Here is a 20,618-nt window from a genome sequence, read left to right on the forward strand (position 1 = left end):
ATGGTGACACGTCGACATTTTCTCGGCGGCTCGGGCGCCGCTTTGCTGGGCGCGGCGCTGGTCAGCAAAGCCGGCGCGGCGTCGTTGCCCGAAGCGCCCACGATGGCCACCGCCACGATGCAGCCTCCGCTCGCGCCGGCCAATGGCCGGCCCTATACGCCCGTCGCCACGCTAAACGGCTGGTCGTTGCCGTGGCGCATGAAGAACGGCTGGAAAGAGTTTCATCTGATCGCCGAACCCGTGGTGCGCGAAATGGCGCCGGGCATGAGTGCGAATCTGTGGGGCTACAACGGCCAGGCGCCCGGCCCGACGATCGAGGCCGTGGAAGGCGACAAGGTGCGCATCTTCGTAACGAACCGGCTGCCGGAACACACCACGGTTCACTGGCACGGCATGCTGTTGCCGTGCGGTATGGACGGCGTAGGCGGTCTCACGCAGCCGCATATTCCGCCGGGTAAGACCTTCGTTTACGAGTTTCAATTGGAGAAGCACGGCACCTTCATGTATCACCCGCACGCGGACGAAATGGTGCAGATGGCGATGGGCATGATGGGCACGTTCATCGTTCATCCGAAAGACCCGGGCGCGATGCGGGTGGATCGCGACTTCGTGTTCATCATGTCCGCGTACGACATCGACCCGGGCAGCTTCACGCCGCGCGTCAACGAGATGACCGACTTCAACCTGTGGACGTGGAATGCGCGCGTGTTTCCGGGCATCGACGCGTTGCCGGTGCGCGCCGGCGACCGGGTGCGGATTCGCGTCGGCAATCTGACCATGACCAATCATCCGGTTCATCTGCACGGCTATCACTTCGAAGTGGTAGGCACGGACGGCGGCTGGATTCCGCCGTCCGCGCGCTGGCCCGAGGTGACCGCGGACGTCGCGGTCGGGCAGATGCGCGCGATCGAGTTCACGGCTAATCGCCCTGGCGACTGGGCGTTTCATTGCCACAAGTCGCATCACACGATGAACGCGATGGGACACCAGGTGCCGAACCTGATCGGCGTGCCGCAGAAGGACCTCGCGCAGCGCATCAACAAGCTGGTGCCCGGCTATATGGCGATGGGCGGCACGGGCGGCGCGATGGGCGGCATGGAAATGCCGCTGCCCGACAACACGCTGCCGATGATGACCGGCACCGGCCCGTTCGGCGCGCTGGAAATGGGCGGCATGTTCAGCGTCGTCAAAGTGCGCGAGGGACTCGGGCGCGACGACTATCGCGATCCGGGCTGGTTCAGGCATCCGAAGGGGACGGTGGCCTATGAATACACCGGCGAGTTGCCGGAGGGCTGAACCTGCACGTCTCCTGTTATCGATCGGCAACCTGTGAGGCGAGGCCCATACCTGGCCCGTATCACGCCTCGGTTTTCACAGGTTTTTTACACCGCCGGTCACGATCGTTGCCCGCTTTTTACGGCATCTTCCGTATCGTCTGGGGTTGGCGGTTCGCCGCAATTACGATGAGATTCGCTGGAGGCTGTATGGCATTCAAACAAACGAAGGGCAACGTGACCGTCGAGGCTTGCGTATTTCCCGCGCCGGGGCAGATGTTCAAAGGCGCGCTACGCGTGACGACCCGACGCGGCGACAAGGAGGTTCAGCAAGTCATCGGGCGCGGTTGCGGCCGGCCGATGCGTAGCGCCGCACAAGCGCTCGAACTGGCCGAAGTCGAAGCGCGCCGGATCCTCGGAGTCTGACATGGCCGCGACACCGTCAAAACAGGCCATGATGTTCCGCGGAATGTGCAAGGTCGTGGCGATTGCCTTCGTCACCAACCAGGTGCTCACGACCATTTTCACGTATGTCGCGCAGCAACTCGATTCCGCGCTGCCTCATGACGCGATCTGGCTGTTTAGCTGTGTGACCTGCGGCCTGCTGACGCTCTGGCTGCAGGCCGACGCGCGCCGCGCATTCGGTTTTGCGCGCGAGAAGGGCTTCGTCAAGAAGACCGGCGACGGCAAGCAGGAGCTGCGGATCGCAGAGGATTGTCCGAAACGCTGGCTCGTGATTCTGCATATCGAGTTGAATCCTGCTGCGATCCAGGCTTAACCCGAACATGAATGCCGGCCGCGAGCTAGCGCTGAATAGCGCATTGCACGATCCTCGTTAGAACCCGCCGATACTTTTACGCGCTTTTAACGCGGCATTGGATAAGCTCAATGTATCGAATAGTGGCCACAGGTGCCCCATGATACGAATGTTGATCCCTGTCCTCGACAATGGCGGCGCGGTCGAAGCCGCACGTTACGCGGCGTTCCTGTTTCTGGAGCGCGGTGTCACCGAGGTGGAATTGCTGGAAGTGCTCGAACCCGTCGATCAAGGGCGGGTCGCGGCGTTTCACTCGCGCAGCTCGCTCGTGCGGGAAGAAAAACGCGCCATGCTGAAGGCATTGATCGACGTTCGCACGATCCTCGAAGAAGCTGGCGTGCCGTATCACTGGAAACGGGTATTCGGTCACCGTACCAAAGCGATCGCCGATTACGCGGCGCTGACGCAACCCGACGTCATGGTGATCGACGCCAGCCATATGGGCTTTTTCCGCAGAATGGTCACGCTCGCTTCGCTGGCGCGCCGCACGGTCACGCCCGTGACGATGGTGCATTGACTACGTAGTCGACGCTGCTTCGTTCAACGCGTCTTTCAACGGTTCGCGGCAGCGTCCCCCCGTTCCAGCAGCAATCTGACGCCGGCGAATACACCGATACGCCGATACACCGTTAGATTCCAGCCTGCCTAACCCGCCAGGTCGGAAAACTGGATGCTGGCCGCCTGGCAAGCTTCGGTAAAGACCGTGTCGTAGCTGGAGAAAAACACCGTGCGGGTTTCGCCCAGCATGCTGAACAATTCCACCAGCACCGCACGCGCTGAGGCATCGAGGCCGCCGACCGGCTCATCCGCAATCAGCACGCTGGTTTCGCCCAACACGGAAGCCGTGAGGAAAATCTTTTTGCGCGTGCCGAACGACATCTGCTCGAAGCGTTTGTCGAGATGCGGCGTAAGCCCGAAACGATCCGCCAGCTCCAGCGCGGCGGCGCCGACCGTGGTTTTTCTCGCTGTGGCAACGTCGTGCAGATACGCGCGGCCGGTTTGATCCGGATACGTCATGCAGTCTTCCGGCACATACATCAGCGCGGTTTGCGCGGCGAGCGGCGCGCTGCGCAACGCGTGACCACCAATCCAGACATCGCCCGAATCGGCTTCGATCGTGCCGGCCAGCACACCGAGCAGCGTGGATTTGCCGCTGCCGGATTCGTCATTCAGCGCGACGCAACCGGCCTGATTCTCGTAGTGCAGTCCCTGAAAAATGACGCGTTCGCCGTAGCGCTTGCTGAGGTTGTCGAATCGGAGCATGGATTAAAACGGAGTCGTAGAAGAAGGGCGCTTCAGTTGTCAATGCGATGGTGAACCGGGTCGCTTCGCATCGTGTCGGGCCGCACGGTCTCTTCATGAAGTCGGCGTAGCCGGAGTGGCGCAAGTTTAGCAGCGCGGGCGGACAGCACGGGCGCGTGGGTAGGCGAACGCTTGCCGGCGCGACACGGCGAATCGCGTCACGCGGTGTAAAGTTGCGCAACGTGAGGCCGTTAAACAAGTGAAGTTTGTCTTTGTTTCCCGCCTTCCCTGACTTTCCCGACGACTCCGTCCACCCGACCTCATGCAAATTGCTGCCGGCAAAACGGCTCCGCCATCCCGCGCCGAACTCAGGCGTATCGTCACCGCCATCGTGATCGGCAACGGCTTCGTTGCGTACGACTTCACCGTTTATAGCTTCTCCGCCGTGATAATCGGCAATCTGTTCTTTCCGTCGCATAGCCCCGCGTCGTCGTTGTTGCTCTCGCTCGCCACCTTCGGCGCGGGCTTCGTGATGCGTCCACTCGGCGCGATCATGATTGGCCATATCGCCGACAGCCGCGGCCGCAAAGCGGGCCTCACGGTCTCGCTCACGCTAATGACGCTCGGCACGTGGCTGATCGCCTGCCTGCCGGACTATGCGTCGATCGGGCCCGCCGCGACCGTGCTGATGGTCCTCGCACGGCTGATGCAGGGGCTCGCGGCGGGCGGCGAGATCGGTCCCGCGTCGGCTTCGCTGATGGAATCGGCCGCTTACCGGCAGCGTTGTTTCATGGTGAGCTGGCGCGGCGCGAGCCAGGGCGCGGCCGCCTTTGCCGCCGCGCTGGTTGGCGCGAGCACCACGATGTTGCTGTCGCCCGCGGAAATGCACGCCTGGGGCTGGCGCATTCCGTTCGTGCTGGGCGGCCTGATCGGCCCGGTCGGCTGGTATCTGCGCCGCCGTATGCCGGCGGCCGCGCCGCAGAAACGCGCGCGGCTCTCGCCGGCGCGCATGTTCGCCGAGCATCCGCGTGCGCTGGTCTGCGGCCTGCTGATGATGGCCGCGCCGTCTGTGGGCATTTACCTGACCGTGTTTTACATGCCGGCCTACCTGGTCCGTACGCTGCAGCGGCCGCCGGCGATCAGCCTGTGGACCGCGTGCCTGTCCGGTCTCGTGATTCTCGTGGTGACGCCGCTCTTTGCGCGTGCAGCCGACCGGCTCGCGAGCCGCAAGACGCTGCAATACGCGTCGCTTGCGGCGTCGCTCGTTCTGGCGTGGCCGGCGTTCTGGGCACTGACCCACGGCGCGGCCGATCTGGTTGCGTTGGCAATCATCACGGCTTACGTCGCGCTGGCCGTCAACAACGCCGGCCCCAGTTCGGTGCTGATGATGGAAGCACTGCCTGTGCACCGGCGCGCTGCCGGACTAGCGGTGATTTACAGCTTCGGCGTGGTGCTATTCGGCGGATTTTCGCCGTTCATCGTGACGTGGCTGATCAACCGGACTGGCGACCCGATGGTGCCGGCGTGGTATCTGATGGGGGCGACGCTGCTGACGCTAGCCGCATTGAAGGGCTTTCCCGAACCGGCGACGCGCGGCGCGTGCAGCACCTGCCCGTCGCAACCGTCGGCGTGATAACCGGGTAACCGCACCGCTATGCGGCGTTGCGCAGTTGCAGGTCGAACGCGCGCAGGCGCATGTCCTGCGGACTCATGTCGAAGGCGCGGCGGAACGCGCGAGTAAAGTCGGACGCGCTCTGAAAACCGAGCCCATAAGCGATTTCGGCGACCTGAAGACCCGGAAAACGGACTAGTTCGTCCGCCGCCTCGCGCAGCCGGCGGTTGCGGATAACCGCGCCCAGCCCGCCTTCGTGCTCGAACCAGCGATAAATCGTCGCGCGTTTCAATTGCAGCGCCTGAACCACGCTGGTGGGCGTGAGCTCGCTCTGGTGCAGGTTCTTTTCGATGTAGCGGCGCACCTGTGCCATTACCGCGGTCTGCAGCGCGGCGCGGCTCGCGCCGGTCAGCCGCGCGTGCTTGCCGAACGCGGCCACCAGCAACTGGCCGCCGGCCTGCAAGGCCTCGATCGCGCCGGCCGGGTCGAGCGTGGGCATTTCGCGGGCGAGCGCCGTCATATGGTCGAGTACGAGGCCGGTCAGGGGCGAGCCTTGCTCGACGATGCGGCCGTGAATGGCCGGGCCGTCCAGCTCCTGATCGACGAGCGCAGCCGGCACGAACAGGCTCAGCAGCCGCGACGCCGGGCGGTCGGCGCGAAACGGCTGGTTCAGGTCGAACGCGACGATGCCTGGCACCGAGCCCGTGGCGCTGCGTTTCTTGTGCATGCCCGTAACGTGGCCAACTTCGCCTTCCACGAACAGTTGAAACACGTAATCGCGCCGGCTATCTGTAGAGACGCGGGCTACCGAGCGCTCCAGTTGCATCGAATCGGTGCGGCAATCGGTAAACACCATGCCGCCGACCGCATACAAATCGATTTCACCGTGAAATCCGCTGCCAATCTGTTCCTTCGACGGCGGCGCGTCGACCACATGCCCCACTCGCTCGCGCCACGCCAACGCCTGCTTCTGCGTGGCGACGCCATGCGTGCTGAAACGGCTCGTGGAAATCGACGAGCGCGAATCGGCTGCGGCGGCCGCGGCCAGATGCGGGGGCAAGGAGCGCTGATTCATGAATAGCTTGCTGCGAACGGGAAAGGCATTACCGGCGGGGAGACGGCGGCGATCACGTATTTTTGCACACCGTCGGCCAAAACTGAGACGTATGGTAAAGCGTGTCAAAAATTTTGCCTTATCGTCACATGATTAGATGCAGATCGTTTTCGCTGATGGCGCGGCAGTTTTTGATCGACCGTCGCCCCGTGCTGGAACCGCAGCTGCGCGTGAAGAAAGCGCCGTCCGCCATACGCGGCGCAATGGGCGCGAGGTCCATGCTTTGCCGGCTGGCATTTCACGGGGAACGAAAGATGAGCGGCACGAACAGGCGATCCACCGCGCAACGCGGCGGTCTGCGTCCGTCCAGTTTGGTGGACAGTCAATTGCAGCATCTTGAGAGCGTGGTGGAGTTTGTGACGCGTGGGGACGCGTCCGGCGCGCAGCACACGCTCGACCATGAGTACTGGGAAAAGCGCATTCGTGCGCTGGAAGAGACCCACGAATTGATTAATAGCCAGCGGCAGCGCATCACGAAGCTGCTGGCGCGGCTGGTGACTGAGGCACAGGTCGGCCGGCGAAGCCGGTCGGCCGCGTGAGCCGCGAAATAACAGAGTCGCAAAGACCGGGGGCAGTAGCTGTGTAGTAGGGGACCAAACGATGCCCACGGGCATCGGTAGTACAAGTCGAGGAACCTGAGAGAAAGTGGCGATGATGCGAACGGGCCCAAAGAGGCCCGTCGCACATCGACCCCATCGTTCGCCCACAGCGGCACCGCGCCCCAATAAATAAAAATCAACGCGTGCAGTAATTCCGACCGCTTTTAAATAGGGCGCGGACTAATAGTAAGTATCCAGAATACGCACTGAATTTAGCGCTGATAAACTGTGCGCCGGAGCAGGGACGCCGAGCCTTTTCAGGCGCCGTTCGCTCCCTGAAATCCGGTCGCCTGAAACCGCCGGATAGACGGTAGAAACAGGCTTTCCCCCCGATTTTGAACGCGCGCCGACACGGCATACTAGCCCGTGTTTGCAGCGCAAAAAGGGGGCGCATGATTGGTTGTCCTGTCTTCCATTCATGCACGGTGTCGTCTCGATCGATTCCCCTCGCCAACCTCTACCCACCCGATTTTGGCCAGTATCAGGGCTTGCCTGAGCCCGTTTTTGGAAGTGACTCATGAAGCCGGGAAAGAACTCGCTTGAGAAAAAACGCGCACGCAAAATCGCCATGGCGATCGGGGCGGCGTTGATCGTGGCATTGCTCGCGTTCAGTGTGTGGCATGTGCAGCAGCGCACCGCGCAGGCGGTGCCGGCGCTGACGGGCGTCGCGAAGCAGATGCGGCAGGACCCGTCCGCGTGGATCCACGAAGAGAAAGACGCCTCGCAAATGCTGCGCGATGTTCGCGACGGCAACGTCGCGGCGGTGGGCGTGAGTCCCAGTGCGATCCTGGTGTCGAGGCGCGACGGTGCGAAGTACTTCGTCACCGACCACAACGCGACTTTCTCGCACGCGCTGCTGCTCGGTGAACCCAGCTCGAATCAGGCCGCCGCGTATCAACTCGTCTGGCTGCCCGACGCGGACATTCGCACGGGAGCGTCGCGCTGGATTCCGGTGTTCGATCAGGTGCGCGACGCCATTAGTCTGATGCTGCCGTTGCTGCTGATCGGCGGCATGGTGTGGTTCATGCGCCGCGAAATGCGCGGCGGCGCTTCGCTGCTGAACAAAGCGCCCACGCTGCGCTTCGACGACGTGATCGGCGCCGGCGAGGCGAAGGCGGCGCTTGCCGATATTCGCGGCTACCTGTCCGACCCGCAGCAGTTCACGTCGATGGGCGTGCGCGCGCCGTGCGGGATTCTGATGGTAGGCGGTCCGGGCGTCGGCAAGACACGGCTCGCGCAGGCGCTGGCCGGCGAATGCGGCGCGAGTTTCATTTCGATCACGGGCAGCTATTTCAGCGCGAAGTACTACGGTGTCGGCATTCAGAAGGTCAAGCATCTGTTCGAACTGGCGCGCAAGAATGCGCCCACGGTGATCTTCATCGACGAAGCCGACGGTCTCGCCAAACGCACCGATACCGGCGGCGGTCCGGTCGAAGCGGAGAGCAACCGCATCATCAATCAACTGCTGGCGGAGATGGACGGTTTCGCGTCGAACGAAGGCGTCATCATCGTCGCGGCGACCAATCACCCCGACAATCTCGACGAAGCGTTGCGCCGGCCGGGCCGTTTCGATCGCACCGTGCAGGTCCGTTTGCCGGATCGCGAAGACCGCGCGAAGATTTTCCGCTTCTACGCGGAGCGGCTGAAATCGAAGTCCGCCGACATCGACTACGACCAGCTCGCACGGCTCACTACTGGCCTGTCGCCGGCCACGGTTGCCATGGTGGTGAACCAGGCGGGCCTGGTCGCGCGCAAAGCCGGCGACGTCGAAATCGCGTCGAAGCATTTCATGGAGGCGATCAAGATTGCCCGGATCGGCGACGTGAGCGGTGCCGAGCGTGCATTGAGCGAAGACGAACGCACGCGCATCGCGGTGCATGAAGCGGGGCATGGCCTGGTCGCCGCGCTGCTCGGCACCGGCGTGCTGGAAGAGGTGACGATTCTGCCGCGCGGCGGCGCGTTGGGCGTTGCGCTGATCACCAAGGCACAAGACAAGCACCTGTATCGCGAGACCGAGATTCGCAATGAAATCCAGGTGCTGCTCGGCGGCCGGAACGCTGAAATTCTGACGTTTTCCGAAGCATCGAGCGGCGCCGCGTCGGATTTGCAGGAGGCGTCGCGGATCAGTCTCGACATGGTGTCGAAGTTCGGCTTCAACCGCGACGGCGATCTGTTCAGTCTCGCAGCGCTGCCGTCGCAGTACGCGGGCCTGCAAATGAAGAGCGCGATCGACCACGCGAACGTGCTGCTCAAGGAATTGAACGAATTGTGTTTTGGGCTATTGCACGCGTATGAACCCGTGCTGCGCGCTATCGCCGACGAATTGCTCGAGCAGGAGACCGTTCCCGGAGAGACGGTTTACCGGCTGATCCGGGAACATAAAAGCACGCTCAAGATCGTGCACGAGCCGGCTGCGGCTTAAAGCGATCTGCCCATCAGGCGAAGTCGGACGGACCCGGCGATGGCACGCCAGCGGGCGTGTCGGTTTCGCCTAACGGGTTGCCGTCGTCGTCATCATCGTCGCCCTTGGCTGGCGGGGGCGTTTCACCTTTTGGCGGCAGCGGCTGATCGAGGCCGGGCTCGACGGGCGTGGGAATGGCGTCGCCGATTGGCTTGGAGATCTCCGTGGGCGGGCTGCCGGGGTCTTCATCGGCCCGGCGTTCGGGCTCGTTCGGAAGCTGGGTCAGGTTGGTCACGACGACTCTCCTGCTGGTAAGGACAATACCCATCAATCAGCAAGGCGTGTACCAGACACATTTGTCTAACCAGCCGGCGCGGTCCCCAGCCTTATATAAAAACAGCCTGTAAAATCCCGGATTTCCAGATCATCTGCGTGGCGGCCGCCACCACGAACACCAGCACCAGCGCGCGGAATGCCGCCGGCGGCAGCCGGTCGCGCAACGGCCGCACCAGCAGCATGCCCACGATCACCGGCAGGCTCGCGCAGGCCGAGATAAGCAGGTCGGTCCAACTGGCATGCGCGCCGCCGCTCAACGCGAGCACCAGCGTGACGATCGACACCACAAGAATGATCGCGATCTGCTTGGTGAACGCTTTCCCCGTGGCGCCGGTGGCGATCAGGTACATCGCCAGCAAAGGGCCCGGCACCGACGCGATGCTCTCCATCAGCGCCGCGCCGAAACCCAGCACGAACCCGGCGGGCTTCGCCCACCTCGGCGACAGCGTCAAACGCGGCGTCGCCAGCAGCAACAACGCGGCAATCATCAGAAAAGCGCCCGCAGTCGCTTGCGCGCGATGCGGCGCCAGCGAAATCAGCACGCTCACGCCGACGATATTGCCGATCACCGTGCCGACCAGCGGTGCCGCGATGCGCCGCACCGTGGGCAGCAAATTGCCGCCTTCCAGCGCCTGCGGGATATTGCCGAGAATGATCGGCATCGACAGCAGCAGCACCGCGCTTTTGATGGGCAGGAAGTGGCTGAGAATCGGCATCGCGACGAGCGGCACGCCGATGCTGACCACGCCCTTGACCATGCCGCCCAGCAACAACGCGACGACGATACCCAGCAACGCGTAGAAATCGAGTGTCTGCAGGCTCGGGCCGAGCACGCCATCGGCGAAATTGAAATGGAACATCGTTGAGGTCCGCGAGCCGGCCGCGTGCGGACGATCACAGGATGTCGCGCGGGCAGTGGCGTGTTGTTATTGGTCGGCCGGTTCGATGCCCGCGGATCGCGCAAGAGAGGAAGCAGCCGTTCAGTGAGGCCGCATGATACCGCGCCGTTACTCGTGCCGCTTGCAAGTTAAACGTAAGCTACGCTTGCGTTAAACGGCGTCTGAAGCGGTGTTGGTGTCGCGGCTTTGATCGCGTGATTCGTCGCTTCGAGCCCGCTCGCGACGGGATGCCAAAGCGACCGGTGGCTGCGGCGAAACCGAAGCCGTGCTCGCTTCGATCGTCTTCACCTCACTCCGCGACTTCAACCGAAGAATCGGCGCTTCGATCAAGCGCCACGACAACATCGCCATGACGATTGAAATTGCAAACGACGCCACGATGCCAACAGCGTGCGCCCACAACGGCACCGTGCCGCCGAACAGCGCAGCCGCGTGACGGTTGCGGGTCAGGTCGGGGATCAGATTGTGATAGAGATAAAAGCCGTAGCTGATGCGCCCGAGCCCGGCCAGCCAGCCGGTTTCGAGCAAGCCGATCACCACGGCGTTGCGGCAGCACGCCACCGAGCACACCAGCGCCGCGATACAAACGCCGTATAACGCACTGATCGCGGTGAAGAGCAGCGGATTATCCAACTGACTCCACATCGGCTCGCTCGCGCACAAGCCCACTAGCGCGAGACTCAAACCGAACAACGTTGCGCCATGCCCGAGCCAGGCCCGCGAAGCGCTCTGCTTCCGCGCAATCGTCAGGCCGCCGATTCCCCCCAACGCCAGCAGCCAGAAATTGGTCAACGGGTGCGTGTAAATGGTGATTTCCTGCCAATGCGCCGCACGCATGGCCAGCAACGCGACGAGACCGACCGCGACGATCACCCAGCACACCACGCGATGCCGACGCGCTGCCAGTAGCAGTAAAAGCGGTGCAAACACGAGATAAAACTGCTCTTCGATCGCGAGACTCCACAAGTGCGAGTAACGCCCCGGCCAGAAATGCAGCACCGAGCCGATCCAGATATTCGACAGATAAGCGAAGTGATACGGCATGCCTCTTGCGAGTTCCGGACTCGCGATGCCGCACGCCATCAGCACGCTCATCACCACGAGCATCAGGTAGTAGATCGGAAAGATACGCAGCGTCCGGCGAAACAGGAAGCGCTTGAGCTCGGCGCCGAAGCGGCCGCCGGAGGTTTCGATCCGCGTGCGTTGCGCCGACAGAATGCCGATGATCAGAAAGCCACTGAGCGCGAAAAAAATCCATACGCCGAGATGGCCGATCTCGCCGGCGTCGCCGAACAGTCGGTGCTGAAAAAATACCATCAGGACTGCAATCGCTCGCAGTCCGTCGAAGCCGGCAATCCGGTTGTTCATGTGATTGTCTTCCAGAGCGAAGGCGGCGCGCGCAACGCAGCCGGACTGGGCGGTAACGGAAGGTAGTCCATCGTACGATGAAAAAAACCGAAAAAAATCGCACGGCCTATCCGACGATTTATTTTTCGCGCGGATTACCGATTGGTTTTGCGGACCACGCCTGAAGCCGCAAAACTTGCCGCGAACTGAATTCACGGCGACGCTGCATTACCGCACGCCGACAATGGCATTTCAGATCGCCATGTCGCGCGCCGCGATTAAAGGCCGCTTGTCAGCGCGCGGGAGATTGGCGCACGACATGGTTGGGAACGTTTTATTGTCATGGGGTTCCTACGAACAACAGCGGTGCCTGGCCGTCTGTCATTACGCGCCGCTTGCGCGTGTCATCCTTCATCCTGAGAGAAGCCGAATGGAAAACCGTCACGGGCGTTCCGAAGGCAGTCCGCCTGGCGGACGTTCGATCGAAGTGGACTTCTTTCGTGGCATCGTGCTGATCGTTATCGTGCTGGATCACATTCCAGGCAGCACGCTGTCGCATCTGATGTTGCACGCGTACGCGCTGTGCGACTCCGCCGAAGTGTTCGTGTTTCTCGGCGGCTATGCATCGGCGGCAGCGTATACGGCGGTGCTTGCCGGCCGTGGCGAGAATGCTGCAAAGCTGCGCTTCGTCAAACGATGCTGGGAGATCTACCGCGCCTATCTGTTGACGGCGGTGTTGACGCTGGTGTCCGGCGCGATTCTCGCGCTGCTGCATCTGAATCCGCCGATGGTCGACCTGACCGGCTGGGCACCGTTCTCGGCGCAGCCGCTGCACACGGCGTTCGATATCGCGGTGCTGCGGCGTCAGCCGTATCTGTCGAGCGTGCTGCCCATGTACGTGATTTTCGCGCTATGCGTGCCGTTCGCGGTGCCGCTCGCGCGCCGTTCGTGGTGGCTGGCGCTCGCGCTGAGTGCGGCGATCTGGGCGTTTGCGCGGCCGCTGGCCGCGTTTTTCAGCATTGACGACATGGCCGACTGGGCCTTTAATCCGTTTGCCTGGCAACTGATGTTCGTGCTCGGTATTCTGTGCCGGGTGCAGCCGATCAGCGAGCGCTTTCACACCAGCCGCACCTCGCGCTGGCTGACTTGGTTCGCCGTGCTCGCGGTGCTGACATTCGCCGTGGTTAAACTATTCGTGCTGACGCAACCGTTGCCCGGCGCACTTAAACAGAATCTCTCTCCTGACCGCGTGATCAATTTCATCGTCATTGCCTGGCTCGCCGCGCAGTTCGTGCGCATGGGCAGTATCGCGTGGCTTGCGCAGCGGCTGCCTGCCGTCGTGACAGTCGGCCGCACCGGGCTGGTGTGTTTCGTCGCGGGCACGCTGGTGTCGCTGATCGTCGATACGGCTACGCCGCACACGTTCCATGGCTTTCGCGGCGTGCTGATTGGGCTGGGCGGCGATCTGGTCGCGATCGGCGCGCTGCTGATGATCGCGCGCGGCTGGCATGGCTGGAAGCGTCAGCCGCCGCGCACGGCCGCCAATGGCGCGGGCTGCGGATGATGGCGTGGCGGCGCCGGGTGCATCGAGCGCGTGATCGGCGCCTGGCCGCTGCGGTCTCTATCGGCGCCGCCGCGTTTTGGCTAGGTGCTCAGCCGGCGCTTGCCGCGCCCAAGGAATTGCCGCTTGCCCTGCGCTGCGCCGAACTCGCGGGCGCGGTGCTGCCGCCTGAACTGATCGCGTTGCCGACGGCCGGCGCGCTGATCGAAAGCGCAAACATGGTCGGCGCCACCGCGCCCGGTAATCAGCAGGGCGGCGAGTATTGCCGTATCACCGGCCGCATCAAGGCGCTCAATGCCACCACGCCCGATATCCGTTTCGATCTGAATTTGCCGCGCCGCTGGAATGGCCGCGCGTTGCAGATTGGTGGCGGCGGTTATAACGGGGTGGTGGTGAGCGGCACCGGCGTGATGCCGTTTTCACCGGACCGTGCACCGCTCGCGCAAGGCTATGCGACCTTCGGCGACGACTCGGGGCATGTGGGCGATTCGTCGCTCGCGGTGTTTGGTCTCGTCGACGAGGCGGTGACGAATTTCGGCTATGCGCACCTGAAGAAAACCCACGACGCGGCGCTCGCCTTGATTGCGCGCGCGTATGGCCGGCCGCCGCAGCGTATGTATTTTGCCGGCGGCTCGACCGGCGGCCGCGAAGGCTACACCGTGATGCAGCGCTATCCCGACGACTACGACGGCGTGATCGCCAATTCGCCCGCGCTCAATTTTTCCGGCGTACGTCTGCTTGGCCTGAAGCTCGGCCAGGCCGAATATGGGACGCCTGGCGGCTTCATTCCACCGTTGCTGCTGGAGCATGTCTATCAACGCACGCTGGCTGTTTGCGACAAGCTCGACGGCGCGGCGGACGGCATAGTGAGCGACGTCGCCGCGTGCCGCGAGCACGAAGCGGAGATCATCGCGTCGTTGCGCTGCGCGGGGCACACGCCCGCGCGCGACGAATGCCTGACCGACCCGCAACTCGCCACCTTGCTGGTGATGCGCGACGGACTGTCGTTGCCGTACAAGCTGGCGTGGGACGTCGGCGGTTATCGCGGCTACAACCTCTTTCAGGGCACACACCTGACGGGCATGCTGGGCCTCGCGCATCAAGCTGAGCGCCTGCCGGTGCCCACGTTCTTCGCCAACGGCTATCTGTTCGCCCAGGGCGACGGCTATATCCGCTATTTCGTCGCCCATGACGCGGAGTTCGACTCGCTCAGATTCGACCCACAGCATCCGGGAAAATATCGCGCGCAACTGGTTGCGTTGTCACAGACCATCGGCGCGATGAATCCCGATCTGTCGCGCTACATTGCGCACGGCGGCAAGCTCATCACGCTGCAAGGTCTCGCCGACGAAGTCATCAGCCCGAACCAGACCATCGCGTACTACGAGGCGTTGAACGAGCGCTTCGGCGGCGATCAGGTGAACAGTTTCATGCGGCTCTACATGGTGCCGGGTTTTCAGCACGGCAGCGGCGTGTTCATTCCTTCGGTGGATTTGCTGGGCGCGCTCGACGCCTGGGTCACGCGCGGCATGGCGCCCGAAACCTTGACCGCGACCGATATCGCGCCGGCTACTAACGGACGCTCGCGGCCGTTGTGCCGTTATCCGCTGTTTCCTCGCTATGCGGGCAAGGGGAGTGTCAACCTCGCCAGCAGTTTCGTGTGCGCGCAACCGTGAGGTGACGCCGGGGCAGTTTCCTGCAAGTATTCCCACTTTCCATTACATTGCGGGGGCGGTGGCGCTTCTGCACCGTTCCCTCTAATCAAACAACGGTGTCTGCCATCGTCGAATCCATGCAGCCAATCGTCTCGGTCACGAATCTGTCGAAAACCTACGCCACGGGTTTTCATGCACTCAAAAACATCAATCTGGCGATCAACCGCGGAGAAATTTTTGCGCTGCTCGGCCCCAATGGCGCGGGCAAGACCACGCTGATCAGCATCATCTGCGGCATTGTCAACGCAAGCACGGGCAGCGTGACGGTAGACGGCCGCGACATCGCGACGGACTATCGCGGCGCCCGCTCGCTGATCGGCCTCGTGCCGCAGGAGTTGACCACCGACTCCTTCGAAACCGTCTGGGCCACCGTCTCGTTCAGCCGCGGCCTGTTCGGCAAGCCGAAAAACCCGGCCTACGTCGAAAAGGTCCTGCGCGACCTGTCGCTGTGGGAAAAGCGCGATAGCAAGATCATCACGCTGTCGGGCGGCATGAAGCGGCGCGTGCTAATTGCCAAGGCGCTTTCGCACGAACCGCGCGTGCTGTTCCTCGACGAACCCACGGCCGGTGTGGACGTCGAATTGCGCCGCGATATGTGGAAGCTGGTGCGCTCGCTCGCCGAGAGCGGCGTGACGATCATTCTCACCACGCACTACATCGACGAAGCCGAGGAGATGGCCGACCGAATCGGCGTGATCAGCGGCGGCGAGATCATGCTCGTGGAAGAAAAAACGGAGCTGATGCGCAAGCTCGGCAAGAAGCAGTTGACGCTGCAACTGGAGAGCCCGCTCGCGGCGGTGCCCGCTTCGCTCGCCGGCTACACGCTGACGCTGGAGAAGAGCGGCAACGAGCTGATCTATACCTACGAAGGCGAAGGCGGCCGCACCGACATCATCGCGTTGCTGAAAGCGCTCGACGACGCCGGCATCCGCTTCAAGGACCTGCACACCACGCAGAGTTCGCTGGAAGATATCTTCGTCAGTCTGCTCCGAGGTGATCAATGAACATCTACGCCATTCGCGCGATCTACAAGTTCGAGATGGCGCGCACCTGGCGCACGCTGATGCAGAGCATCATCGCGCCGGTGATTTCCACGTCGCTGTACTTCGTCGTGTTCGGCGCGGCGATCGGCTCGCGCATCAAGGAGGTGGACGGCATCAGTTACGGCGCGTTCATCGTGCCGGGTCTGATCATGCTGTCGCTGTTGTCGCAGAGTATTTCGAACGCGTCGTTCGGGATTTACTTTCCGCGCTTTACCGGCACGATCTACGAGTTGTTGTCGGCGCCGGTGTCGTATCTGGAGATCGTCGTCAGCTATGTGGGCGCGGCGGCCACCAAATCGATCCTGCTCGGACTGATCATTCTCGCCACCGCGGGCCTGTTCGTGCCGTTGCAAGTACAGCACCCGTTCTGGATGATCCTGTTTCTGGTGCTGACGGCGGTGACCTTCAGTTTGCTGGGGTTCATCATCGGCATCTGGGCGGATAGCTTCGAGAAGCTGCAACTCGTACCGTTGCTGATCATCACGCCGTTGACCTTTCTGGGCGGCAGTTTTTATGCGGTCAATATGCTGCCGCCGTTCTGGAAGGTCGTGACGCTGTTCAATCCGATCGTCTATCTGGTCAGCGGGTTCCGCTGGAGCTTTTATGGACTCGCGGACGTGAATGTCGAGGTGAGTCTCGCCATGACCGGGCTGTTCCTTGCTGTATTTCTGCTGATCGTGGCGTGGATCTTCAAGACCGGCTACCGGCTCAAGTCGTGATGAGCTGGTGAGCCGATCAGCCGATGACCTGCTGGATCGCTTGCGCCGGCGCGCGAGTCTGACCGAGATACTTCACCACGGAGCCGATAGTCAACATGTCCGTCGATTTGAGTCTGATAGAGCGAAGCGCGTGCGAAGTCGTCGATCTGTTGCGCGAAGAGGCCGTGAGTCCGCACGATCTGCTCGACACGCTGGCCGTGCAGGTGGCGCGTGTCGACCCGCAGGTGAACGCGCTGCCTACGCTGTGTTTCGAACGCGCCCATGCGCATGCCGACGCGCTGCTGAAGAAGCCGGTCGCCGAGCGTGGCCGGTTGTGCGGCTTGCCGGTGCCGATCAAGGATCTGACGGACGTGGCCGGTGTGCGCACCACACGCGGCTCGCTGGTGTATCGCGACCGTGTGCCGGAAACGTCGGATCTCGGCGTGACGTTGCTCGAAGCGCGCGGCGCGGTGGTCTACGCCAAGTCCAATACGCCGGAGTTCGGTTCGGGCGGCCATACGTATAACAGCGTGTTCGGCATCACGCGCAATCCGTGGGATCTGTCGCGTTCGGCGGGCGGGTCGTCCGGCGGCGCGGCGGCCGCGTTGGCGTCGCGCACCGCGTGGGTCGCGCAGGGCTCCGATCTGGCGGGCTCGCTGCGTACGCCTTCGGCGTTCTGCGGCGTGGTCGGTTTGCGTCCCACTCCGGGACGCGTGTCGTATGGCCCGGTTGCCAATCCGTACGACACGCTCGGTATTCATGGGCCGATGGCGCGCAACGTCACCGACGCGGCCTTGCTGCTCGACGCGATGTGCGGCGAGATCGACGGCGCGCCGTTGTCGTTGAGCGAACCGGCAACGTCGTTTCTGACGCACGCGCGCAGGCCGCAGCGCCCGGCGCGGGTGGCGTTTAGCGAAGGGCTCGGTATCGCTACCGTCGAGCCGGAGATTCTGTCGATCTGCCGCCGGACCATGGACCGGCTGGCCGCGTCCGGCGTCGGCGTGGATGACAGCGACCTCGATCTGAGCGGGGCGAAGCAGGCGTTCCATACGCTGCGCGGCCTCGCATACGCGACGAATTACGAAGAAGTACTCGCGCAGCATCGCGACGTGCTGAACCCCAACGTGGTCTGGAACATCGAGTTCGGTTTGCAGCAGGACAACCGCGCGATGCTGTCGGCGCAGCGCACGCGCAACCAGTTGTTCTACAAGCTGAATGCGCTGCTGCAACGCTACGACGTGCTGATCTGTCCGGCTTCGATCGTGCTGCCGTTTCCGGTCGAAGCACGCGATCTACGCGACGCGGTCGGCCAGCATTTCGACACGTACATCGACTGGCTCGCGATCACCTACGCGCTGACGCTCACCGGCATGCCGGTGATGGCGATTCCTTGTGGGATGAGCGCGAGTGGCCTGCCGGTCGGTATCCAGATCGTCGGCAAACCGCGTGGCGAGGCGGCGTTGCTGTCGGCGGCGCGGGCTATAGAAGACACGATCGGCACGTGGGCCACCGGCACGCCGCAGGCTTTCTGAGCGTCCACGCGTTGCGCGCGTGCCGCGCATAACCGGCGCGCCACGGCTGGCGTCTTTGAACGCACCACTTTGCGGCCGGGCACAGTGTTGCCGGGGTGTCCGGTGAATTCGCCGCGGCCGACCCGGTAAGCGCGCCGGCCGCGACTCTCACTGCTTTAGCTTTGCTGCTTTATTGCTGCACTACTGGTCTCAACCCGACGCCCACCCCTACGACACATAGCCCTGCGCGACATTGATCAACTGCACGCGGTTACGCACGTTGAACAACTGCCGCAAGCGGCGCAGATGGTAGTCGACGTTATGCGGCGACAGTCCAAGGAAGTACGCGATCTCCTTGTCCCGCTGCCCCTGCACGACCGCCCGCAACACCGCATGCTGCAACTCGCTCAGCGTCACGCGCCGCTGCTGCTCGGGCGCGAGGCCGATCACGCTCTTCGCGTGCGTCCAGATGAATTCGTGGATCGTGTGCGCGAACATCAGCGTTTCGGCCACGATCGACTCCGTCATCCAGCGCGGGTTGCCGATCTCCGCGTTGAAGCACAGGCTGGCGGACAGATCCGGCTCGGGCAGCGGCATCTGCGTGAGAATCCCGCTTTTGCGGCCGGTCGCCTCCAGCATGTCGATCAAACCGCCGAGCCGCTCGCTGCGCATTTGCGCGCGCGGCAGGTCGGCGCGCATGTCGGCCGTGTTCCAGATGAACGGCAGACCGGTCGGCGACGCCGACGCCACGCGCGGATCGAGCTCGAAATAACGCTCGCGGAAATAACGCGTGAGCCAGGTCTGCGACTCGTAGCTGGTCAGCACGAACATCGTCTTGTGATGCGCCGACGTGCGCGTAGCCGTATAGCTGAACGAATCGAAGCCCAGTTGCTTGATGCGCTGCCGCACGAATTCTATGCGGTCCTGCGCGCTGCCAAAACGCACCAGCGGACTGATGACGGGCGCCGCTCGCCGTGCGGCGGGCGAGGGCGTGCCGATCTCCTCTTCGGTGAAGAGCGTGAGAAAACCGGTGGGCGCCGCGCCTGCCGCGGTACGGCTTGACGCCCTGGGTGCTTCGGCCGCGTGGGCCGACTTTCCGGGTTGCCGCGTGCCGGCCGGGTAAGCCGGTTGTGCGGACACCACGGAGTTGTATGCCGCCGGCGTATGCCCGGTTTCGCCTGACGGCGAGCCGGTCAGCCAATGCGGCAGCGCATCGCATTCGTGTTCCATGAAACGGTAGCTCCAGCGTTCGAAACGCGTGAAAGACGACAACCTGAATGATTAGCTATTTCCAAAAATTACGGTAGCCGGTTCCTTGCTATCATTTTTGAGTTCTTGCTCCGATAGTTGACCGGCAACTCGGGTGTGGCTGGCTTCTTTCATTTGCATACGGCACCTCCTGGGATTAGACGTCATGGCACGAATTCCAAAGCTGACAACGACGCTCGCCTACGATCGCTACATGGCGGGACAAAATCTGGTGTCGAGCGTCGACCGCCCCTGGCGGCATCTGGTGTTGCGCTCGTATCTCGAACCGAACGAGCAGGCACTGCTGGAGGCGCCCGGCTTGCAGGACCTCACGCTGATGACGCTCGCGAGCGGCGCCGAGCATCTCGAACGCAATCTGAACGGACGCTGGGAGAGCGCGGATCTACGGGTGGGCGACGTCTGGTTCGTGCCGCCCGTGCCGATCTCGTGGCGCTGGCGCTCGATCAGCGACGAGCCGCTGTCGACCGTTCACCTGCATATCGAGCGCAGCCTGATCGACAGCGTCGCGGAACAGATGGAGCTGAACGGCTCCCACGAACTGTCGCTTGGCGACGCCATGCGGTTTCAGGATCCGCTGGTGGCCGCGATGCTGGCCGCCCTGCATCGCGCCGCCGCCGATCCGTCCGACTCGCGCCTGTATGTCGACGCGCTGCTTCACGCGCTGGCCGCGCACCTGCTGCAGCACTATGCGCGTGGCCGCAGCGCCTCCACCGGTTTGCCCGCGCAGCCCGAACGGCTGGTGCCGCGACGGATTCGCCGTGTGACCGACTACATTCGCGCCAATCTCGCCGCCGATCTGGCGATCAGTGAACTGGCCGCGCAAGCCGGGCTAAGCAATTTTCATTTTGCGCGGGTGTTTCGCCGCGAGACCGACGAGACGCCGCATCAGTTCGTGACGCGTTTACGGCTCGGGGAAGCGGCGAGACTGCTGCGCGCCACCGATCAGACTGTGCTGCAGATTGCTCTTGCGGTTGGTTTCGAGAACGCCAGTCATTTCTCCGTGCAGTTCAAGCGTGGCTACGGCGTGACGCCGCTTGCTTACCGGCTGCGCGGCTGATGGTACGGATTGCGCGGCGGCAGGGTGACCAGCGGGCCGGCGTTCGGGTGGGCCGGCAGACAAAGTCCGGGTCGCCGCCGACGCTTAAGTACACTAGTTGAAGGCGCCGACTATCAGCCGGTG

19 protein-coding genes are annotated in these 20,618 nt (G+C 63.1%); 13 read left to right on the forward strand and 6 right to left on the reverse strand.

What is annotated here, in order from left to right; translation table 11 throughout:
* From GGD40_RS31985 to GGD40_RS32000, 4 genes are all read left to right on the forward strand, one after another.
* Positions 1-1,296 (forward strand): multicopper oxidase family protein, encoded by a 1,296-nt coding sequence (locus GGD40_RS31985; protein ID WP_179710174.1) that lies wholly within the window; start codon positions 1-3, stop codon positions 1,294-1,296.
* Positions 1,297-1,484: 188 nt separating this feature from the next.
* Positions 1,485-1,700, forward strand: coding sequence for a hypothetical protein (locus tag GGD40_RS31990; RefSeq protein ID WP_179746330.1), 216 nt, complete (start codon positions 1,485-1,487; stop codon positions 1,698-1,700).
* A 1-nt stretch (position 1,701) separates the two neighbouring features.
* Positions 1,702-2,052, forward strand: coding sequence for a hypothetical protein (locus tag GGD40_RS31995; RefSeq protein WP_257030642.1), 351 nt, complete (start codon positions 1,702-1,704; stop codon positions 2,050-2,052).
* 148 nt (positions 2,053-2,200) lie between these two features.
* Complete coding sequence (locus GGD40_RS32000; protein ID WP_373565386.1) at positions 2,201-2,608, forward strand: universal stress protein; 408 nt, start codon at positions 2,201-2,203, stop codon at positions 2,606-2,608.
* 128 nt (positions 2,609-2,736) lie between these two features.
* Here GGD40_RS32000 and GGD40_RS32005 read toward each other — a convergent pair whose 3' ends face one another.
* Positions 2,737-3,354: an ABC transporter ATP-binding protein gene (locus GGD40_RS32005; RefSeq protein WP_179746331.1), complete on the reverse strand. Its 618-nt coding sequence runs from the start codon at positions 3,352-3,354 to the stop codon at positions 2,737-2,739.
* 301 nt (positions 3,355-3,655) lie between these two features.
* Between GGD40_RS32005 and GGD40_RS32010 the strand changes: the two genes are divergently transcribed.
* Entirely contained in the window at positions 3,656-4,966 is a 1,311-nt protein-coding gene (locus tag GGD40_RS32010) for an MFS transporter (protein ID WP_179746332.1), read from the forward strand.
* Between the two features lie 19 nt (positions 4,967-4,985).
* Here GGD40_RS32010 and GGD40_RS32015 read toward each other — a convergent pair whose 3' ends face one another.
* Positions 4,986-6,020, reverse strand: coding sequence for a helix-turn-helix domain-containing protein (locus GGD40_RS32015; protein WP_179710164.1), 1,035 nt, complete (start codon positions 6,018-6,020; stop codon positions 4,986-4,988).
* 101 nt (positions 6,021-6,121) lie between these two features.
* Between GGD40_RS32015 and GGD40_RS37125 the strand changes: the two genes are divergently transcribed.
* Positions 6,122-6,598: a hypothetical protein gene (locus GGD40_RS37125; protein ID WP_257030643.1), complete on the forward strand. Its 477-nt coding sequence runs from the start codon at positions 6,122-6,124 to the stop codon at positions 6,596-6,598.
* A gap of 577 nt (positions 6,599-7,175) precedes the next feature.
* Positions 7,176-9,080 carry an AAA family ATPase gene (locus tag GGD40_RS32025; protein WP_179710162.1) on the forward strand — a complete coding sequence of 635 codons (1,905 nt, stop codon included), beginning with the start codon at positions 7,176-7,178 and terminating at the stop codon, positions 9,078-9,080.
* Positions 9,081-9,093: 13 nt separating this feature from the next.
* On the opposite strand, the gene GGD40_RS32030 is transcribed toward GGD40_RS32025, so the two are convergent.
* From GGD40_RS32030 to GGD40_RS32040, 3 genes are all read right to left on the reverse strand, one after another.
* Positions 9,094-9,354 (reverse strand): hypothetical protein, encoded by a 261-nt coding sequence (locus tag GGD40_RS32030; RefSeq protein ID WP_373565387.1) that lies wholly within the window; start codon positions 9,352-9,354, stop codon positions 9,094-9,096.
* 91 nt (positions 9,355-9,445) lie between these two features.
* On the reverse strand, positions 9,446-10,255 hold the full coding sequence (locus tag GGD40_RS32035) for a sulfite exporter TauE/SafE family protein (protein WP_179746334.1): 810 nt from the start codon (positions 10,253-10,255) through the stop codon (positions 9,446-9,448).
* Between the two features lie 189 nt (positions 10,256-10,444).
* Positions 10,445-11,662: an acyltransferase family protein gene (locus GGD40_RS32040; RefSeq protein WP_179746335.1), complete on the reverse strand. Its 1,218-nt coding sequence runs from the start codon at positions 11,660-11,662 to the stop codon at positions 10,445-10,447.
* 409 nt (positions 11,663-12,071) lie between these two features.
* On the opposite strand from GGD40_RS32040, the gene GGD40_RS32045 reads away from it, so the two are divergent.
* The 5 genes from GGD40_RS32045 to GGD40_RS32065 all read left to right on the forward strand — a co-directional run bounded on the left by GGD40_RS32045 (position 12,072) and on the right by GGD40_RS32065 (position 18,190).
* On the forward strand, positions 12,072-13,205 hold the full coding sequence (locus GGD40_RS32045; RefSeq protein WP_179710155.1) for an OpgC domain-containing protein: 1,134 nt from the start codon (positions 12,072-12,074) through the stop codon (positions 13,203-13,205).
* Positions 13,206-13,246: 41 nt separating this feature from the next.
* The gene (locus GGD40_RS32050; RefSeq protein ID WP_257030752.1) at positions 13,247-14,878 is read left to right on the forward strand and encodes a tannase/feruloyl esterase family alpha/beta hydrolase; all 1,632 of its coding nucleotides are present in this window, start codon (positions 13,247-13,249) and stop codon (positions 14,876-14,878) included.
* Between the two features lie 116 nt (positions 14,879-14,994).
* The gene (locus GGD40_RS32055; protein WP_035555726.1) at positions 14,995-15,921 is read left to right on the forward strand and encodes an ABC transporter ATP-binding protein; all 927 of its coding nucleotides are present in this window, start codon (positions 14,995-14,997) and stop codon (positions 15,919-15,921) included.
* Positions 15,918-16,679 (forward strand): ABC transporter permease, encoded by a 762-nt coding sequence (locus tag GGD40_RS32060; RefSeq protein ID WP_179710151.1) that lies wholly within the window; start codon positions 15,918-15,920, stop codon positions 16,677-16,679. The genes GGD40_RS32055 and GGD40_RS32060 overlap by 4 nt, the downstream gene beginning before the upstream one ends.
* A gap of 95 nt (positions 16,680-16,774) precedes the next feature.
* Positions 16,775-18,190: an amidase gene (locus GGD40_RS32065; protein WP_179746337.1), complete on the forward strand. Its 1,416-nt coding sequence runs from the start codon at positions 16,775-16,777 to the stop codon at positions 18,188-18,190.
* 207 nt (positions 18,191-18,397) lie between these two features.
* Here the strand turns inward: GGD40_RS32065 and GGD40_RS32070 are convergent, their stop codons facing one another.
* Positions 18,398-19,399, reverse strand: a complete 1,002-nt coding sequence (locus tag GGD40_RS32070; protein WP_179710150.1) for a helix-turn-helix transcriptional regulator — start codon at positions 19,397-19,399, stop codon at positions 18,398-18,400.
* Between the two features lie 184 nt (positions 19,400-19,583).
* On the opposite strand from GGD40_RS32070, the gene GGD40_RS32075 reads away from it, so the two are divergent.
* Positions 19,584-20,495, forward strand: coding sequence for an AraC family transcriptional regulator (locus tag GGD40_RS32075; RefSeq protein ID WP_179746338.1), 912 nt, complete (start codon positions 19,584-19,586; stop codon positions 20,493-20,495).
* The last annotated feature ends 123 nt before the right edge of the window (positions 20,496-20,618 follow it).

Origin of the sequence: Paraburkholderia bryophila, assembly GCF_013409255.1 — a bacterium.
GTDB lineage: Bacteria > Pseudomonadota > Gammaproteobacteria > Burkholderiales > Burkholderiaceae > Paraburkholderia.